This window comes from Kitasatospora sp. NPDC058218, from assembly GCF_042882445.1.
Lineage (GTDB): Bacteria > Actinomycetota > Actinomycetes > Streptomycetales > Streptomycetaceae > Kitasatospora.
Window position 1 is genome coordinate 23,526 of sequence record NZ_JBHVWC010000019.1, and the last position, 16,186, is coordinate 39,711.

The 16,186-nt window shown below is 73.8% G+C and carries 13 protein-coding genes; 7 read left to right on the top strand and 6 right to left on the bottom strand.

The genetic code is table 11. The annotated features are described in order from the left end of the window. Positions 1 to 23 precede the first annotated feature (23 nt). Both ACFVYI_RS14315 and ACFVYI_RS14320 read right to left on the bottom strand, forming a co-directional pair. A complete protein-coding gene (locus ACFVYI_RS14315; protein WP_380389992.1) occupies positions 24 to 1,028 on the bottom strand; it encodes a carbohydrate ABC transporter permease in 1,005 nt (334 codons plus the stop codon). Between the two features lie 110 nt (positions 1,029 to 1,138). After that, complete coding sequence (locus ACFVYI_RS14320) at positions 1,139 to 2,416, bottom strand: extracellular solute-binding protein (protein WP_387884884.1); 1,278 nt, start codon at positions 2,414 to 2,416, stop codon at positions 1,139 to 1,141. A gap of 307 nt (positions 2,417 to 2,723) precedes the next feature. On the opposite strand from ACFVYI_RS14320, the gene ACFVYI_RS14325 reads away from it, so the two are divergent. Continuing rightward, the gene (locus tag ACFVYI_RS14325) at positions 2,724 to 3,230 is read left to right on the top strand and encodes a GNAT family N-acetyltransferase (RefSeq protein ID WP_387884886.1); all 507 of its coding nucleotides are present in this window, start codon (positions 2,724 to 2,726) and stop codon (positions 3,228 to 3,230) included. 98 nt (positions 3,231 to 3,328) lie between these two features. On the opposite strand, the gene ACFVYI_RS14330 is transcribed toward ACFVYI_RS14325, so the two are convergent. Further along, positions 3,329 to 4,411 carry an aldose epimerase family protein gene (locus ACFVYI_RS14330; RefSeq protein ID WP_387884889.1) on the bottom strand — a complete coding sequence of 361 codons (1,083 nt, stop codon included), beginning with the start codon at positions 4,409 to 4,411 and terminating at the stop codon, positions 3,329 to 3,331. Positions 4,412 to 4,671: 260 nt separating this feature from the next. After that, positions 4,672 to 7,662, bottom strand: a complete 2,991-nt coding sequence (locus ACFVYI_RS14335; protein WP_387884892.1) for an ATP-binding protein — start codon at positions 7,660 to 7,662, stop codon at positions 4,672 to 4,674. Between the two features lie 291 nt (positions 7,663 to 7,953). Between ACFVYI_RS14335 and ACFVYI_RS14340 the strand changes: the two genes are divergently transcribed. Together ACFVYI_RS14340 and ACFVYI_RS14345 are read left to right on the top strand one after the other, a co-directional pair. Further along, complete coding sequence (locus tag ACFVYI_RS14340; protein ID WP_387884895.1) at positions 7,954 to 8,901, top strand: terpene cyclase; 948 nt, start codon at positions 7,954 to 7,956, stop codon at positions 8,899 to 8,901. Positions 8,902 to 9,195: 294 nt separating this feature from the next. After that, positions 9,196 to 10,719, top strand: coding sequence for an aldehyde dehydrogenase family protein (locus ACFVYI_RS14345; protein WP_387884897.1), 1,524 nt, complete (start codon positions 9,196 to 9,198; stop codon positions 10,717 to 10,719). A gap of 157 nt (positions 10,720 to 10,876) precedes the next feature. Here ACFVYI_RS14345 and ACFVYI_RS14350 read toward each other — a convergent pair whose 3' ends face one another. After that, positions 10,877 to 11,194, bottom strand: a complete 318-nt coding sequence (locus tag ACFVYI_RS14350) for a hypothetical protein (RefSeq protein WP_387884898.1) — start codon at positions 11,192 to 11,194, stop codon at positions 10,877 to 10,879. Positions 11,195 to 11,338: 144 nt separating this feature from the next. Between ACFVYI_RS14350 and ACFVYI_RS14355 the strand changes: the two genes are divergently transcribed. Beyond that, positions 11,339 to 11,662: a nuclear transport factor 2 family protein gene (locus ACFVYI_RS14355; protein WP_387884901.1), complete on the top strand. Its 324-nt coding sequence runs from the start codon at positions 11,339 to 11,341 to the stop codon at positions 11,660 to 11,662. A 6-nt stretch (positions 11,663 to 11,668) separates the two neighbouring features. Here the strand turns inward: ACFVYI_RS14355 and ACFVYI_RS14360 are convergent, their stop codons facing one another. Then, positions 11,669 to 12,892, bottom strand: a complete 1,224-nt coding sequence (locus ACFVYI_RS14360; protein WP_387884903.1) for a serine hydrolase domain-containing protein — start codon at positions 12,890 to 12,892, stop codon at positions 11,669 to 11,671. Between the two features lie 76 nt (positions 12,893 to 12,968). On the opposite strand from ACFVYI_RS14360, the gene ACFVYI_RS14365 reads away from it, so the two are divergent. The 3 genes from ACFVYI_RS14365 to ACFVYI_RS14375 all read left to right on the top strand — a co-directional run. Beyond that, complete coding sequence (locus ACFVYI_RS14365) at positions 12,969 to 13,478, top strand: NUDIX hydrolase (protein WP_387884905.1); 510 nt, start codon at positions 12,969 to 12,971, stop codon at positions 13,476 to 13,478. A gap of 62 nt (positions 13,479 to 13,540) precedes the next feature. After that, positions 13,541 to 14,479 carry a TetR/AcrR family transcriptional regulator gene (locus ACFVYI_RS14370; protein ID WP_387884908.1) on the top strand — a complete coding sequence of 313 codons (939 nt, stop codon included), beginning with the start codon at positions 13,541 to 13,543 and terminating at the stop codon, positions 14,477 to 14,479. A gap of 132 nt (positions 14,480 to 14,611) precedes the next feature. Next, a partial coding sequence (locus ACFVYI_RS14375) for a hypothetical protein (protein ID WP_387884910.1) occupies positions 14,612 to 16,186 on the top strand: 1,575 nt, incomplete at its 3' end.

Genomic DNA, 16,186 nt, shown 5'->3' on the forward strand with positions numbered 1-16,186 from the left:
GGTCGCTTGGTTACCGGTCGGCGTCAGCCGTTGGCCTGCTCGTTGCGGGCGAGCCAGCGCCGGTAGAAGGAGGTGAAGACGATGAGGATGGACAGCAGGATCACGCCGTACGCGGCGGACTGCGCGTAGTCGCGGGGCTGCTGGCCGAAGCCGAGCCGGTAGGCCCAGGTGACCAGCAGCTGGGCGTCGGGCGCGCCGTTGCCGCCGAACAGCAGGAAGATGACGGCGAACTGGTTGAACGTCCAGATCACGCCGAGCAGCACCACGGTCGAGGAGACGGTGCGCAGCCCGGGCAGGGTGACGTGGCGGAACCGCTGCCAGGCGGTGGCGCCGTCCATCTCGGCGGCCTCGTACAGCTCGGCCGGGATCGACTGCAGGCCGCCGAGCAGCGAGATCATCATGAACGGCACGCCGACCCAGGTGTTGACCAGGACCGCGGCCGCCTTCTGCGCCACCGGGTCGTCCAGCCAGCCGGGCTCGGGCAGGTGCAGGGCGGAGAGCAGGCCGTTGACGGCGCCGCCGTCGGCGAGCATCAGGCGCCAGGAGAAGACGGTGACGAAGGTCGGCACGGCCCAGGGCAGGATCAGCAGCATCCGGTAGACGGCACGGCCGCGCAGCTTCTGGTTGAGCAGCAGGGCGAGGCCGAGGCCGATGGTGTAGTGCAGGCAGACGCAGAGCGCCGTCCAGGCGATGGTCCAGACGAAGTGCGACCAGAAACGGTCGTACGAGCCCGGCCCCCAGAGGATGTCGGCGTAGTTGTCGAAGCCGACGAAGTGGTAGCTGGCCGGGATCTCGTTGACGCCGATCGTGCGGGCGGCGTTGAGGCTGTTGGCGTCGGTGAGGGTGAGCCAGATGCCCTCGGCGAGCGGGTAGAGCACCAGCCCGCCCAGCACCAGCACCACCGGCGCGATCATCGCGTAGGCGTACCAGTGCTTGGCGTACGAGCGCTTGAGGCGCTCCATCAGGCCCGGACGCGGATCGCGCTCCCGGCCGCCCTGGCCGGTGGCGCCCTGCACGGCGACTGACATTGTTCGACACCTTCTCGGAGGAGGTCCGCCGCCTCGCTTCGGCGACTGCTGCTACGGGTGTGGCGGTCGGGCCGGCGGGGTGGGGGGGGCGGGCGGGACGGCCGGGGGGACTACTTCGCGAAGCCCGGGAGGAGCTTGGCGTAGTCGGTGGCGACGGTGTTCAGCCCGTCCTGGGTGCCGGTGCCCTGGACGACCTTGCCGAGGTTGGTGCCGAGCGAGGCGAACAGCGAGCTGTACTCCGGCAGTTCGGGGCGCGGCTTGGCGCTGGTGAGCACGGCCTGGAAGCCGGCGATACCGGGGTCGGCCTTGACCTCGGGGGTGAAGGCGTCGGCGCGGGTCGGCAGGGTGGAGTTCTTCTGCGCGATGAAGGCCTGGCTCTCGGCCGAGGTCATGAACGCGGCGAACTTCTCGGCGGCGGCCTTGTGGGCCTTGTCGGCGCCCGCGTAGACGGAGATGTTGTGGCCGCCGGTGGGGGCGCCGGACTTGCCGCCGGAGCCGGCCGGGACGGGGGCGATGCCGAGGTTGGTCTTGTCGGCGAACGCGGAGCCCTTGTAGATGTTGGTGATCTCCCAGGGGCCCTGGATGATCGCCGCGACCTTGCCGCTGTTGAAGGCGTCCATCATGTGCGCGTAGGCGTCGGTGGTGACGTCGGCCTTGGCGGTGCCCGGCGAGGTGAACAGCGACTTGTAGGTCTCGATGCCCTTGACGGCCTCGGGCGAGGTGATGGTGATCTTCTTGCCGGCGGCGTCGACGGTGTCGGTGCCCTCGCCGAACAGGAACGGCATCGCGTAGTAGCCGTCGGCGGCCTTCAGCCAGAAGCCGTCCACGCCGGCCTTCTCCTTGACGGCGGCGGCGGCGGTCTTCAGCTCGTCCCAGGTCTTCGGCGCGGCGGTGATGCCGGCCTTGGTGAAGAGCTCCTTGTTGTAGAGCAGGCCCAGGGTGTCGGTGACCAGCGGGATGCCGTAGATCTTGCCCTCGTACTTGGCCTGCTGGATCAGCGTCGGCTGGAAGGCGGCGGAGTCGGTGGCGGCCGGGGTGCCGTCGAGCGGCTCCAGGTAGCCGGCCTTCGCGAAGGCGGCGGTCCAGCCGACCTCGGAGCGGAACACGTCCGGAGCGCCCTTGGCCCCCATGGCGGTCTGGAGCTTGTTCTGCGCCTGGTCGAACGGCACGTTGACGAAGTCGACCTTGACGTTCGGGTTGGCGGCCTCGAACTTCTTGGTGAGCTCCTGGTAGCTCGGCGCCTCGTTGGTCGCGTTCGACGTGTCCCAGTACGTGAGGGTGACCGGCCCGTCGGCCTTGCCGTCCGAGCTGGAGCCGCTGCTGCCACAGGCAGCCATCGAGACCGCGAGGGCCACAACGAGGGCAGAGGCCGCGATGCCACGCCGCATGAGAACTCCTTGGGAGGGTGGGGGTGCCCGAGATGTTGGGAGACAGGCGCATAATGGCTGCCTCGTGCCGACCGCACCGTTGCTGCCGTCGGGCTGGAAGGAAGTTAACAGCGGCGCAATCATCACCGAAAGCCCTTGCAGCAAGTTTCTGCAAGATTCGCCGATCGTTACGCCCGCGTGTCCTGGACGTAGCCGCACGGTAGTTGACAGGCGAACATTCTGCTGCGGTTTGTCCGGTTCACCCCGGTACTCGACCGGGCAGAAAATACGCTGGGTGGCGGCAAGCTCCTTGCAGCAGACTGGGCGCATGCTGATCAGACCCGCCACGAGGGAAGAACTGCCGCTGCTGTGCGCACTCGAACGGGCCGCCGGGGCACCGTTCGCGGCCATCGGGATGCCGGAGATCGCGCAGGACGAACCGCCCGCCCCGGAGGAGCTCGCCCACTTCCTGGACGAGGGCGTCGCGCTGGTCGCGCTGGACGCCGGGGGTGCGCCCGTCGCCTACTTGCTGGCCGAGCCGGTGGACGGCGCCCTGCACATCGAACAGGTCTCCGTCCACCCCGGCCACGCCCGCCGGGGGATCGGGCGGGCGCTGATCGAGCACCTGGCGGCGGGCACCGACGCACCCGCCCTGACCCTCACCACGTTCACCGAGGTGCCCTGGAACGCTCCCTACTACGCCCGCTGCGGCTTCCGGCCGCTCGCCGCCGGCGAGGTCACCCCCGGCCTGCGGGAGATCCGCCGCCGGGAGGCCGAGCACGGCCTGGACCGCTGGCCCCGGCTCTGCATGCGCCGGGAGCTCCCGGCACGCTGACGGGCGGGCCCGGCCGGCTCACCGCGCGGCCGGGCCCCGGCCCGACCCCGTCCCCGGCCCGACCCCCGTCCCGGGCCCGCTCCCGTCGCCGGCCCGGCTCAGCTCACGCCGAGGCGCAGCACGGTCGTCGAGCGGAACTCCTCCCCCGGGCGCAGCACGGTGCTGGGGAACTCCGGGTGGTGCGGGGAGTCCGGGTAGTGCTGCGTCTCCAGGGCGATCCCGGCGAACGGCCCGTACGGGACGCCGCTCGCGCCGGTCACCGTGCCCTGGAACTTGTTGGCCGTGTAGACCTGGAGGCCCGGTTCGGTGGTCAGCACCTCCAGGGTGCGGCCGCCGACCGGGTCCTCCAGCAGCGCCGCCCGGGCGGGGGTGCCGTCGGCCGGTCGCGGGCGGAGCACCCAGTTGTGGTCGTAGCCGCCGGGGCCGGCCAGCTGCGGGTGCTCGTCGTGCACCGACTTGCCGATCGGCCGGGCGACGGTGAAGTCGAACGGGGTGCCGGCCACGGGCTCGGTCCGGCCGTAGGGGATCTGGCGCCGGTCGGCCGGGGTGTAGGCGTCGGCGTCGAGGGTGAGCAGGTGACCGAGCACGTCCCCGTTGCCCTCGCCGGCGAGGTTGAAGTACGCGTGGTTGGTCAGGTTGATCACGGTCGGCGCGCCGGTGACGGCGCGGTAGGCGATCGTCAGCTCGCCGGCGGAGCTCAGCGTGTAGTCGACGGTGACGTCGAGCGCGCCGGGGAAGCCCTGGTCGCCGTCGGGGCTGTGCAGGTGCAGCCGGACGCCGTCGGGCAGTTGCACGGCCTCCCACATCCGGTGGGCGAAGCCGTCCGGGCCGCCGTGCAGGGTCACGCCGTCGCCGGTCGGGGCGAGCGGGTGCTCCTCCCCGTCGATGGTGACCCTGCTGCCGTCGATGCGGTTGGCGTAGCGGCCGACGACGGTGCCGTAGTGCCGCGCCGGGCCGAGGATCTCGGCCAACCGGTCGGAGGAGAGCAGCAGTTGACCGGACCGGCCGGCGCGGTCGGGGGCGCTCAGGGTGTGCAGGGTGGCGCCGAGGGTGAGCACGCTCGCCTCGTACGGGCCGGCCCGCAGGGTCCAGCGCTCGATCGCGGCGCCGGCGCCCGCGGGTTCGAGGGGTTCGCGCCGCACGCTGGTCGGCTGCGAGCCGTTCGCCGGGGGCGTCGCCATGGCCTGCTCCTCACTGGCGGCCGCGGTGTGCCGCGGCCCCTGGTACCGGGTCCGTCCGGGGCCCGCAGCCCCGTGGGCCAGCCTAGTCAGCGAGGCGGCGGCGGGGGCGCTCATGACGCTCCCGCGCGCCGTTGCCCCGTCTCCGTCCGCCGGGCCGTTCCGCCGCATTGTTCCGAGTCGCACGGTCCGGGCCCGCTCGTCCGGGCCGCCCGCTCCGGGCGACCTGCTCCGAGCCGCGGCTCCGGACCCCCGTGACCGTGCTAGTCCGCCGTGCCCTCGCGCTGCTCGGGCGGCATGCCGAGGGCCGAGGCCAGGCCGTCCGGGCCGCTTCCCGCCTTGCGGTAGACGGCCGCCAGCCGGCGGTTGACCAGGCTCAGGTGGACACCCAGCTCCTCGGCGATCCGCTGTGGCGGCACGCCCCGGACGGCCAGGCGGGCGACGTCCCACTCGGGCTGGCTGAGCATCTCCCGGACGTCCCCCAGCCGGTTGGGCCGCAGGCCGTAGTTGGCCAGCTCGTGGCGGGCCTGCTCGACCAGGCCGTCGGCGGCACAGTGCTGGGCCAGCTCGATGCCCTGGTACAGGTACTCCTGGGCGTCCTCCAGCCGGCCGACCCGGCGCAGTGCGGCACCGAGGTCCACCAGGGCGACGGCGTGCTCGTAACCGGCCGGCGACTGGCCGAGGTGGCGCACGGCCTGCTCCAGCAGTTCCACCGCCTGCTGGCCGTCCTCGATCTGGGCGTGCAGCCGCAGCGCGGTGCCGATCGCCGAGGCGGTGCCGAACCGGCGGGCGTCACGGACGGACCGCTCCGCGTACGCGCGGGCGCGTTCGGGCTCGTCCGCCGCGAGTGCGATGGCGAGGTGCCCGGCCCAGGGTGCCCAGACCGTGTTGTGCCAGCCCCGGGCGTCGAGCTGGGCACCGGCCTCGGTGAGCGCGGCGGCCGCCCCGGCGGGCCGGCCGACGGCGAGCAGCAGCTTGCCGTAGAGCGAGGGCGCGTCGGGCAGCACCATGGCGGTGGCGTGGTACGGCGGGCTGAAGCCGAAGCCGATCGCGAGGTCCCAGGCCTCGTCCGTGCGTCCGCGGGCGAGCAGGGTGTCCACCAGCACGCCGACCGCGTCCCAGGCGAGCGGCAGCTTGGAGCCGATCCGCTCGGAGAGCCGCAGTGACCGGCGCAGGAAGTCCTCGGCCTCGGCGAGCAGGCCCCGGCGGAACCGGGCCAGGCCCATCAGGAAGTACGCGAAGCCGCGGTGCGCACCGCTCCAGCCGGCCACCTCGAACTGGACGATGGCGTCGCCGAACAGCCGCTCGGCCTGGGCGATGCGGTCGTTGTAGGTGTACGCGAGGCCGAGCGTGCCGGGCAGCTCGAAGCCCCAGGTGTTGTCGGTCCAGCCGAGGCCCTTGGGCAGCCGGCCGTGGTCGAGCACCTCGTCGGCGTGCCGCAGCGCCTCGGCGGAGGCCTCGCCGCGCAGGGTGAGGTCCCAGGCGCGCATCGCGAGGACGGCCCGGTCGGCGGCGCCGCGGCCGGTGAGGCTGCGGCAGAGCTCGCCGAGGCGCTCGGAGCGGGCCGGCCCGTTCTCCTCGGCCTTGCGGTAGGCGTGCCACATGAAGGAGGCGGCCTCCAGGCGGAGTTTGCCCGCCGGGTCGCCGAAGGTCTGCGCCGCCTCGTCCTGGCAGACCTGCGCGGCCGCGCCGAGTTCGCCGCTGTGGGCGAGGACTTCGGAGAGCCGGAAGGTGGCGTCCACCCGCAGCGCGGGGCGCAGCGGGCCCTCCTCCGGGTCGAGCGCGAGCCGCAGCTGGTTGACGGTGGCGACGGGGTCGGTCAGCAGGGCGGAGCAGCCGAGCTCGTAGAGCACCTCGGCGCGGTCCTCGTCGTCCGGCGGCTCGGCGAGGGCGCGGTGCAGACAGCGCTGGGCGGCCTCGGGCGCGCCGATCAGCAGGTGCTCCTGCGCGGCCCGGCGCAGCTTGCGCACGGTGCGGTCGTCGCCCTCGCCGGGGAAGGTCTCGACCAGGTGGCGGGAGGCGGCGAGCAGGCCGAGTCCGGCGTTCTCGATCTCGGCGGCGGCCACGCCGTGCATTCCGGTGCGGGTGGACTCCGGCATGGTGTTGTAGATCGAGCTGCCGATCAGCGGGTGGACGAACTCCAGGTTCCCGTTGGGCGTCTGGGTGAGGACGCGCTGGCGGCGCAGCTGCTTGATGGACTCGCGGGAGCCCTCGGCGCTCTGGGTGGAGATCCGGGCGGCGAGGTCGGGCCGGATGTCGGTGCCCAGCATGGCGGCGGCCCAGGCGAACCGCAGGGTGGTCGCGCCGAGCCGGTCCAACCAGCCCTTGAGGGTCATCCCGGTGGCGTCGACGGCGAGTTCGCGCAGCTGCTGGGAGTTCTCCTCGACCGGTTCGAGGTCCTGGTCACGGACCTGGTCGAGCAGGGCGACGGCCTCGTACGGGTTGCCGTTGACGACGTTCCAGAACTCGTAGCAGAAGGAGTCCTCGGCCTTCGCCCCGAACTCGGCGCGGATCATGTCGGTGACGGAGACCAGCGAGAGCCGGCTCAGCTCGTGCCGGCGGGTGGCGAGCCCGGTGACGGCGGACCGCTGCTCCTGGGCCTCGGGCTGCCAGTCGGCGGCGTCCTCCCGGTAGGCGAAGACCAGCAGGACGGGCAACTCGCGGGCCCGGACGGCGAACTGGGTGAGCCAGCCGAGCGATTCGAGGTCGGCCCAGTGCAGGTCGTCGACGATCATCACCAGCGGGGCGCGGCGCGGGGCGAGCTGGGTGAGGACGTAGTCGAGGCCGTCGCGCACGCCCTGCGGGTCGAGGCGCCGGGCCCCGGTCTTCGGCTGCTTGAGGCCCATGGCCGGTCCGACGACCTCCTCCCACGTGCCCATCACCTGCCCGAACACCTCGGGGGCGAGACCGCCGAGCACGGGCTGGAGCAGCTGGCGCAGGACGTGGTAGGGCTCGTTGAACTGGCGCTCGCCGCCGCGCGCGAAGAGCACCGTGGCGCCCTCGCGCAGCTTGGCGATCCGACGGACCTCGTGGAGCAGGCTGGTCTTGCCGATGCCGGGCCGGCCGGAGAAGGTGAGCAGCTCGCCGATCTCGGTGCCGCCGGCGGCGAACTCGCGGCAGAGTTTCTCCACCGCTGCCTCGGCCGAGCGGAGTTCGGCATCGCGGTCGCGCAGCCTGACCCGGGGTGACAGGGCGTCCGTCGTCCGCTCTCCGGTGACCGCCCCCGCCCGAAGTTCGTGTCCCTGCTCGGTCACCGTCGTGCCTCCGCCTCACTGTTCCCTGCCCGTGGAGCCGAGATTAGCGCCGCCGCGGGCGCGCTGTGCGGCATTCGCGCAGGCTGGGGCGGAGATTGAGGGTTCGGACGGCTTGCCAAGGGCAATTGCCCTATATCCCTAACGTCCGATCATTGCATCAGATACTCTACGGCATTCTCATCGAGTTGATCTTGCCATGTGGACCACCCCGTGGAAACCCGCCACACCAACTCCCCCACAATCAGCACCAGTACCGCCAGCGCCCCCACCCTCCGCCGCACCGGGAGTCCGATGTCTGACGACACCTCACTGCAGCTTCCGTTCCCGCACCGCCGCAGCCCCCACGGCCCGTACGCCACCGAGCTGCACCGCGCCTGGCTGACCCGGCATCCACTGCTCCCCGACCCGGCCCACCCGTCCTACGCCCACTGGGACGTGGTCGACCTCGCCGCCCTCGGCTACCCGGATGCCGGACCGGACGAACTCGCCCTGGCCGCCGACCTGATGGGCTTCTACTTCCTCTTCGACGACCAGTTCGACGGCCCGCTGGGCCGCCGCCCCACCGAGGTCGCCCCGATCTGCGAGCGGTTGATCGCCGTCCTGCACGGCGCCCGCCCCGACGTCTCGTCCCCCGTCGAGACGGCGTTCGCCGACCTCTGGGACCGCAGCGTGAGCGGCATGCCCGCCCGCTGGCAGGCCCGGGCGGCCTACAACTGGGAGTGGTACCTGGCCAGTCACCCGGCCGAGGCGGCCGGGCGGATCTCCTCCCGGCCGCCGGACCGTGACGGCTACCTGGTACTCAGGCGGGGCACCGCCGCGATGGAGACGATCTTCGACATGGTGGAGCGCCTCGGCCAGTTCGAGGTGCCCGCCGCCGTCCTCCACCACCCGGTCCTGCGTCAACTCCGCCAGCTCGCCGCCGACATACCGTCCCTCAGCAACGACGTCCGGTCCTTCCCGCTGGAGGCCCCGCGCGGCGACGTCAACAACCTGGTGATGATCGTGCAGCGGGAGCGCCGCTGCTCGGCCGAGGAAGCCTGCGCCGTGGTGATGGCCGAGGCCCAGCTGATGGTCGAGCGCTGCCGCGAGCTGCACCGGCAACTCCCCGACGTCTTCCGGGAACTGGGCCTGGCACGGGTGGAACGGGCGATCGCCGGGCGGTACGCCGACGGCCTGGTCACCTGGCTGGCCGGCTACCTCAGCTGGGAGTCGCGCACCGGCCGCTACCAGTCCGCCTGAACCGGACCACCCGGACCGGGCCCAGCGCACCGCCCGGCCCGGTCCGGTCCGGCGGCGGAATTCGGCCGGAACGCGCACCCTCCGTGGACGTCTCCCGTACGGATGGTAGCCGCGGCCGCCGGGCGCGGCTAGGGTGCAGGGCGTGTCCGACACGCCCAGCGGCGGGTGCCCAGGCGGCGCCCTGCCCGCGTGCGCGGCCGCACCCTCCACCGGGCCGCCGGTCCGCGGCCCGGCGCGCCGCCCGGCCCGTGCGCCGCGGCGGTGCCCCCGACAGCGCGAGGAGGCACCCAGCACATGACGGTCTACCTGTCCCCGGGGCAGCCCGGAAGCATCGTCGCCTACCGGCCCCGCTACGAACACTGGATCGGCGGCCGCTGGACGCCGCCGGTCCGCGGTGAGTACTTCGAGAACCCCAGCCCGGTCACCGGTGAGATCTTCACCGAGATCGCCCGCGGCACCGCCGAGGACATCGAGGCCGCCCTCGACGCCGCCCACGCCGCCGCCCCGGCCTGGGGCCGCACCTCGCCCGCCGAGCGCGCCCAGGTGCTGCTGCGGATCGCCGACCGGATAGCCGACCACCTGGAGGAGCTGGCGGTCGCGGAGAGCTGGGACAACGGCAAGCCGGTGCGCGAGACGCTGGCCGCCGACCTGCCGCTGGCCGTCGACCACCTGCGCTACTTCGCCGGCGCGCTGCGCGCCCAGGAGGGCGGCCTCTCCCAGCTGGACGAGGACACCGTGGCGTACCACTTCCACGAGCCGCTGGGCGTGGTCGGCCAGATCATCCCGTGGAACTTCCCGATCCTGATGGCGGTCTGGAAGCTCGCCCCGGCCCTGGCGGCCGGCAACGCGGTGGTGCTCAAGCCCGCCGAGCAGACCCCGGCGTCGATCCTGCTGCTGGCCGAGCTGACCGCGGACCTGCTGCCGCCCGGCGTGCTCAACGTGGTCAACGGCTACGGCCTGGAGGCCGGCCGCCCGCTGGCCTCCAGCAGCCGCATCCGCAAGATCGCCTTCACCGGCGAGACCGGCACCGGCCGGCTCATCTCCCAGTACGCCAGCGGCAACCTGATCCCGGTCTCGCTGGAGCTCGGAGGAAAGAGCCCCAACCTGTTCTTCGCCGACGTCGCGGCCGAACAGGACGCCTTCTACGACAAGGCGTTGGAGGGCTTCGCGATGTTCGCCCTCAACCAGGGCGAGGTCTGCACCTGCCCGAGCCGGGCGCTGATCCAGTCCTCGGTCTACGACCGGCTGCTCGCCGACGGCCTGGAGCGGGTCCGGACCATCCGCCAGGGCAACCCGCTGGACACCGAGACCCAGGTCGGCGCGCAGGCCAGCGACGACCAGCTGAAGAAGATCCTCTCGTACATCGAGATCGGCCAGGCCGAGGGGGCCAAGGTGCTGACCGGTGGCGAGCGGGCCGACCTCGGCGGAGCACTGGCCGGCGGCTACTACGTGACGCCCACCGTCTTCGAGGGCGTCAACAGCATGCGGATCTTCCAGGAGGAGATCTTCGGCCCCGTCCTCGCGGTCACCCGCTTCGAGGACTTCGACGACGGCATCACCCAGGCCAACGACACCCTGTACGGGCTCGGCGCGGGCGTCTGGAGCCGGGACGGCAACACCGCCTACCGGGCCGGCCGCGCCATCCAGGCCGGGCGGGTCTGGACCAACTGCTACCACCTCTACCCCGCGCACGCGGCGTTCGGCGGGTACAAGAACTCCGGCATCGGCCGCGAGACCCACAAGGCGGTGCTGGAGCACTACCAGCAGACCAAGAACCTGCTGGTGAGCTACTCCCCCGACGCCCTCGGTTTCTTCTAGGCCGCTTTCCGGCGCGCTCCTGCCGGCACCGGCCCCCGGTGACGCGAAAGCGCGGAGTGGGAAGTCGAACCTGCCGACTTCCCACTCCGCGACCACTCCCCGTGGTCCGCGGCGCGGCACCCCTCGCGAGGTGGCCCCACCGCGTTTTCTCCCGAGCTCACCCGCCGAGCAACCGCGCCTTGGCCGTCGCGAACTCCTCGGGGGTGAGCAGGCCCTGCTGGGCCGGCCGGCCCGGGTCGGAAAGCTTGTCGGCGATGTCCGGCACGCCCGCCGGCCCGTCCGGGACGACGCCCCGCAGGTCCTCGAAGTCGGCGAGCTCGCCGTACGTCGCCTCCCCGTCCGGGTGCCGGGTGACCACCAAGGAGTCGATGACCCGGACGTCACCCCCGGTGCGCGGCTTGCCGAGCGCGGTGGCCGCCTCGACGGTGATGGTCTGCTGGGGGAACGTCAGGACGAGCAGTTCGGCCGGACCCATGGGGCTCCCTTCTGCAAGCAAATCGCCCATATCGGGATCTAAGCACATGAATACCGAAAATCACCGACGCGCCGCCGACATGCCCGGACACGCCCGGCTGACGCCTTAGACAGGAGTCCCGTCCCTTCACCTCCGGGAGACCTCATGACCATCGCCATCGCCAAGCTCTCCGACCCGACCGTCCGCGCCGCCGTCGCCGCGATCAACGCGGGCGACCGCGCGGCCTTCGTGGCCCTGCTCACCGAGGACGCCACGATGTCCGACGACGGCTCCGACCGCGACCTCGCGGACTGGATCGACCGCGAGATCTTCTCCAGCCGCGGCCACATGGACGTCCAGTCCGAGGCGGACGGCGGCCGCGCGCTGATCGCCAACTACAGCAACGAGACCTGGGGCGAGATGCGCACCGCCTGGCGTTTCGTCGTCGACGGCAACCGGATCAGCCGCTTCGAGACCGGTCAGGCCTGACGCTCCTCAGGACAGCCCGAGGCAGCCGCGCACCGCGTGGATCAGCCGGCGGGAGCGGACGTCTCCCGTCACCCCGGGCTGCATGCCGTTGGTGACGTAGCCGAATCCGAGACCGAGCTCCGGGTCGGCGAAGCCGAGCGAGCCGCCGCGGCCCGGGTGGCCGAAGCTCGCCGGCGAGGCCATCAGCGCGGTCGGGCCGTGCCGGAAGAAGCCGAGACCGAAGGTCGAGTTGACGATCAGCACGCGGTCCGGCCCGCTGACCACCGGCCCGGCCGCGCGGGCCAGCACCTCCGGTCCCAGCAGCGGCGGCAGCGCCGTGCCCGGCGCACCGCCGTGCCGGTCGGCCGCGCCGACGAGCGCCGCGTAGAAGCGGGCCAGCGACCGCGCGGTGCCGATCCCTCCCGCCCCGGGGATCTCGGCGGCCTGCACCGCCGGATCGTTGAGGTCCACGCCGGGCCGCACGGACGCGAAGGCCCGGGCGGTCAGCGAGGCCGGGTCCTGGTAGGCGTCCCGGACCGCCTGCTTGGGGCGCAGCCGCAGCCCGCTCGGACCGGTCCGGGCGGCCTCCGGCGCGGGCAGGTCCACCAGTCGGCCGACCCGCGGCGCGGCTCCGGCCGGCAGCCCGATCCACAGGTCGAGCCCGAGCGGTCGGGCGACCTCCTCGGCGAAGTACTGGCCGACCGTCCGCCCGCTCACCCGGCGAACCACCTCGCCGACCAGCCAGCCGAACGTGTAGGGGTGGTAGCCGTGCGCGGTGCCGGGCTCCCAGGCGGGCGCCTGGGCGGCGACGGCCGCGGCCGCCCGCTCCCAGGTGAGCACGTCCTCCAGCCGCAGCGGCACGTCCAGCGCCGGCACACCGGCCTGGTGCGAGAGCAGCCAGCGCACCGGCACGCCGCCCTTGCCCGCCGCCCCGAACTCCGGCCAGTACGAGGTGACCGGAGCGTCCAGGTCGAGCTGCCCGCGCTCGGCGAGCAGCAGCGCCGTGGTCGCGGTCAGGCCCTTGGTGACCGAGCGCAGCACCTGCGCGGTGTCCGCCGTCCAGGGCACGGCCGGAGCGGGCCGCCCGCCGACCTCGGGCCGGGCGTCGCCGCCCCACAGGTCGACCACCTTGCGCCCGCGCACGTACAGCGCGAACGCCGCGCCGAGCTCGCCGTACTCGCGGAAGTTCCGCGCGAAGGCCTCCCGTACGGGCTCGAAGCCCTCGGCCGTCTCGCCCCAGATCTCCACCACCGCGCGCCACCCGGATTCGTCCGAATTCTGTCGTGCCCGCGTTCGAGCCGGGCCCGGAAACCCTAACCTGTCCGTCATGACCAACCCTGCCGAAGAGCTGCTGGACGTCGTCGACGAGCACGACCGGGTGATCGGGACCGCACCGCGCGGGGAGGTGTACCGCCGGGGGCTGACCCACCGCTGTGTGTTCATCCTGGTCAGCGACCGGGCCGGGCGGATCTTCGTGCACCGGCGCACCGACACCAAGCTGTTCGCGCCGGGCTTCCACGACATGTTCGTCGGCGGGGTGGTCGGCGCCGGTGAGACGTACGCGAGCGCCGCCGTCCGGGAGGCCGAGGAGGAGCTCGGCGTCAGCGGGATCGAGCCGCGCCCGCTGGTCAAGTTCCTCTTCCGGCAGGAGGGGCTCTCCTGGTGGTGCGACCTGTACGAGGCGCGGTGGGACGGGCCGGTCGCGCCGCAGGAGTCCGAGGTCGCCTGGCACGCCTGGCTGACCCCGGAGGAACTGGACGCCAGGCTGGCCCGCGACGCGTTCGTCCCGGACGGCCTGGAGGCCTACCGCCGCTACCGCGAGCTGCGCCCCGCGTAGGGGCGCGGCCGGGCCTGCGGCAAGATCCACGGCGGCCGCCCCGGCCGGATAGGGTGACGCCCATGGCTTCCCGTACGCCGTCGGCGGCGCCCACGACCCCGCGCACCGGCCGGAGCAGCGCCCGGGCCGCCGGCAGCACCGGCGCCCCGGGCGGCGCGACCCCGGACCTCACGGCACCCGGCACCCCGGCCGCGGGTGTCCGGGCCGCGAGGGGCACCCGGGCCGAGGACGGCGCCACGGCCGGGAAGGGCGCCGACCGGAGCGGCGAGCGGCCGCGCCGGCGGCTCAGCGTGGACGAGCGGCGCGAGCAGCTGATCGCCGTCGCGCTGGAGCTGTTCAGCCGCCGCCCGCCCGAGGAGGTGTCGATCGACGACATCGCCGCCGCCGCCGGCGCCTCCCGCCCGCTGGTCTACCACTACTTCCCCGGCAAGCAGGCGCTGTACGAGGAGTCGCTGCGCCGGGCCGGGCGCGAGCTGGCCGGCCGCTTCGAGGAGCCGGCCGACGGCCCGCTCTCCGAGCGGCTGTACCGGGTGATGGGCCGCTACCTGGACTTCGTCCAGAGCCACGGCCCCGGTTTCGCCGCACTGCTGCGCGGCGGCTCGGTGGCGGCCAGCGCCGGGACGTCGGCGGTGATCGACGAGGTCCGGCGGGCCGCGCACGACCAGATCCTGTCCCACCTGGCGGTCCCCTCGCCCAGCCCCGGCCTGCGGCTGACCGTCCGCGCCTGGATCGCCAACGCCGAGATCACCTCGCTGGAGTGGCTGGGCGAACGCTCGGTACCGCTGGAGGAGCTCCAACTCCACCTGGTCCAGGAGTTCGTGGCGGCCCTGACCCTGACCGCCGCCCGGGAGCCCGCGCTGGCCGCCGAGCTCGCCGGCTTCTTCGCCGCCGAGCGCCCCGAGGGCCCGACCGGCCGGCTGGTGCGCGAACTCGCCGCCCTGTTCGCCGACCCCGGCATCGCGGGCGCCGTCGCCGCGCTGGTGGTCGAGCCGGCGAACTGACCGGACGCCGGTTCTGCCACGGCGGCGGCCTCTGATAGGAATGAGCACGGATCTGACGGCACGCCGGTCACGAGCGCGCCCGGACCCACCGAACCACCGAACGCACACGCAGCAGAGCGGGGGGCTCATCAGTTGACCCAGGACGGCCAGTTCAGCGCGGAGGCCAATCCCTTCGCCCCGGCGGAGCAGGTGTCCGCGACGCTCGGCGCGCTCACCGAAGGCCTCTTCGAGAAGCACACCTCGCGCCACCCGGCGGCCTCGCTGACGGCGCTGCGCGCCGGCGCCCACCCGGCGGCCGAGGCACTGTTCAACCTTCCCCTGGCGCCCAACGGCCCGGTGCACGACGCCGTCGACCGGCTCGGCACCGTGGTCACCGCCGGGACGGCCCGCCCGGGCACCGGAGCCCCGCTGGCCGAGCTGGCCGGCGACGCGCTGCTGGCCCGCTACGGCGGCGGCCCGGTGCGCGGCGCGGTGGCCGACCGGGGCGCCGTCTCGGCCGCGCGGTTCGAGCTGCCGGTGGCCGGCCAGGTCGCCGCCCCCGAGCTGCGTCCGCCGTTCGCCGCCGCGCTGGCGGCGCTCGCCGGCGGGCAGCAGACCCGGCAGCCGGTCGAGCTGGCCACCGGCGCCGGCGCCGAGGTCCGCCTGGTCGTGCCGCCCGGCTTCCACCCGCTGACCTCCCCGGGCGGCCCGGCCGGCGTCTCCGCCCGGACCGTGCCCACCGGCCCGGCCGGTGCGGACGGCGTGTTCACCGCCAAGGGCATCGACCCGGCCACCGGCGCGGCCGCCGCCGAGCTGACCGCGCACCTGGCCGAGGTCGCCGAGGAACTGTTCAGCGGCACCGGTCCGGCGCCGCGCCGCGACTTCGCGGTGATCGCCGCCACCCTGGCCGACGCCATCACCGCCTCGGGCACGGTCTACGCCGGTGTCTGCGCCCTGGAGGTGGCCGGCCGGCCGACCGACGCCACCCTGGTGGTCTCGCTCGCCCGGCACCCGCTGCCGATCACCGGGCTCGCCACCGAACTGGCCACCGTCCGCCGGCACGCCGAGGTCTGGACGGTGCTGCTGCCGGCCGGCCCGGCCGCCGTCCTGGTCGAGGGCCGCAGCGTCCCCGTCCCCGGTCCGCTGGCCGCCGACGGCCGGCGGCGCTGGGTGGTCACCTCGGTGGTGGAGGCGTTCGTCCCGCTGCCGGACGGCGTCTCGGTGCTCTGCGTCCAGCTCGCGACCGCTCAGCCGCAGGACTGGGACCTGTACACGGAGGCCTTCGCCGAGCTGCTGAAGAGCGTGCAGTTCGGCTGGGACGGCGTGGCGGGGCAGCTCACCCCGCCGGCGCACACCTTCGCGCCGGTGCCGGCCGCGACCCCCGCCCGGGGCGTACCGGCCGAGACCCTCGCACCCCCGGCGGCCGCCACCGAGCCGGCTCCCGCCGAGGAGCTGCCGGCCGACGCCACGCCGCTGCCGGTGCACCTGCGCGGCACCCCGGTCCGGATCCCCCCGGCCGACTTCAACCCCTTCGCCCCGGTCGCCGACCCGACGCCCGCCGAGCCCCTCCTGGTGCCGGACGACAGCCCGGAGGCGGCCGAGCGCCGCCCCAAGGGCACCCCGGTCATGGTGCCGCCGCCGGACTTCGACCCGTTCGCCCCGCAGGCCGCGACGCTCACCGACACCACGGTGCCGGAGGCCGGGGACGACCCGGACCGCCTGCCCACG

What these genes read in the sequence shown, in the direction of transcription:
- ACFVYI_RS14350 (WP_387884898.1), bottom strand. Translation starts at nt 11,194, where the DNA reads ATGGGTCCGGCCGAACTGCTCGTCCTGACGTTCCCCCAGCAGACCATC.
- ACFVYI_RS14315 (WP_380389992.1), bottom strand. Translation starts at nt 1,028, where the DNA reads ATGTCAGTCGCCGTGCAGGGCGCCACCGGCCAGGGCGGCCGGGAGCGC.
- ACFVYI_RS14355 (WP_387884901.1), top strand. Translation starts at nt 11,339, where the DNA reads ATGACCATCGCCATCGCCAAGCTCTCCGACCCGACCGTCCGCGCCGCC.
- ACFVYI_RS14320 (WP_387884884.1), bottom strand. Translation starts at nt 2,416, where the DNA reads ATGCGGCGTGGCATCGCGGCCTCTGCCCTCGTTGTGGCCCTCGCGGTC.
- ACFVYI_RS14370 (WP_387884908.1), top strand. Translation starts at nt 13,541, where the DNA reads ATGGCTTCCCGTACGCCGTCGGCGGCGCCCACGACCCCGCGCACCGGC.
- ACFVYI_RS14345 (WP_387884897.1), top strand. Translation starts at nt 9,196, where the DNA reads ATGACGGTCTACCTGTCCCCGGGGCAGCCCGGAAGCATCGTCGCCTAC.
- ACFVYI_RS14330 (WP_387884889.1), bottom strand. Translation starts at nt 4,411, where the DNA reads ATGGCGACGCCCCCGGCGAACGGCTCGCAGCCGACCAGCGTGCGGCGC.
- ACFVYI_RS14325 (WP_387884886.1), top strand. Translation starts at nt 2,724, where the DNA reads ATGCTGATCAGACCCGCCACGAGGGAAGAACTGCCGCTGCTGTGCGCA.
- ACFVYI_RS14365 (WP_387884905.1), top strand. Translation starts at nt 12,969, where the DNA reads ATGACCAACCCTGCCGAAGAGCTGCTGGACGTCGTCGACGAGCACGAC.
- ACFVYI_RS14340 (WP_387884895.1), top strand. Translation starts at nt 7,954, where the DNA reads ATGTCTGACGACACCTCACTGCAGCTTCCGTTCCCGCACCGCCGCAGC.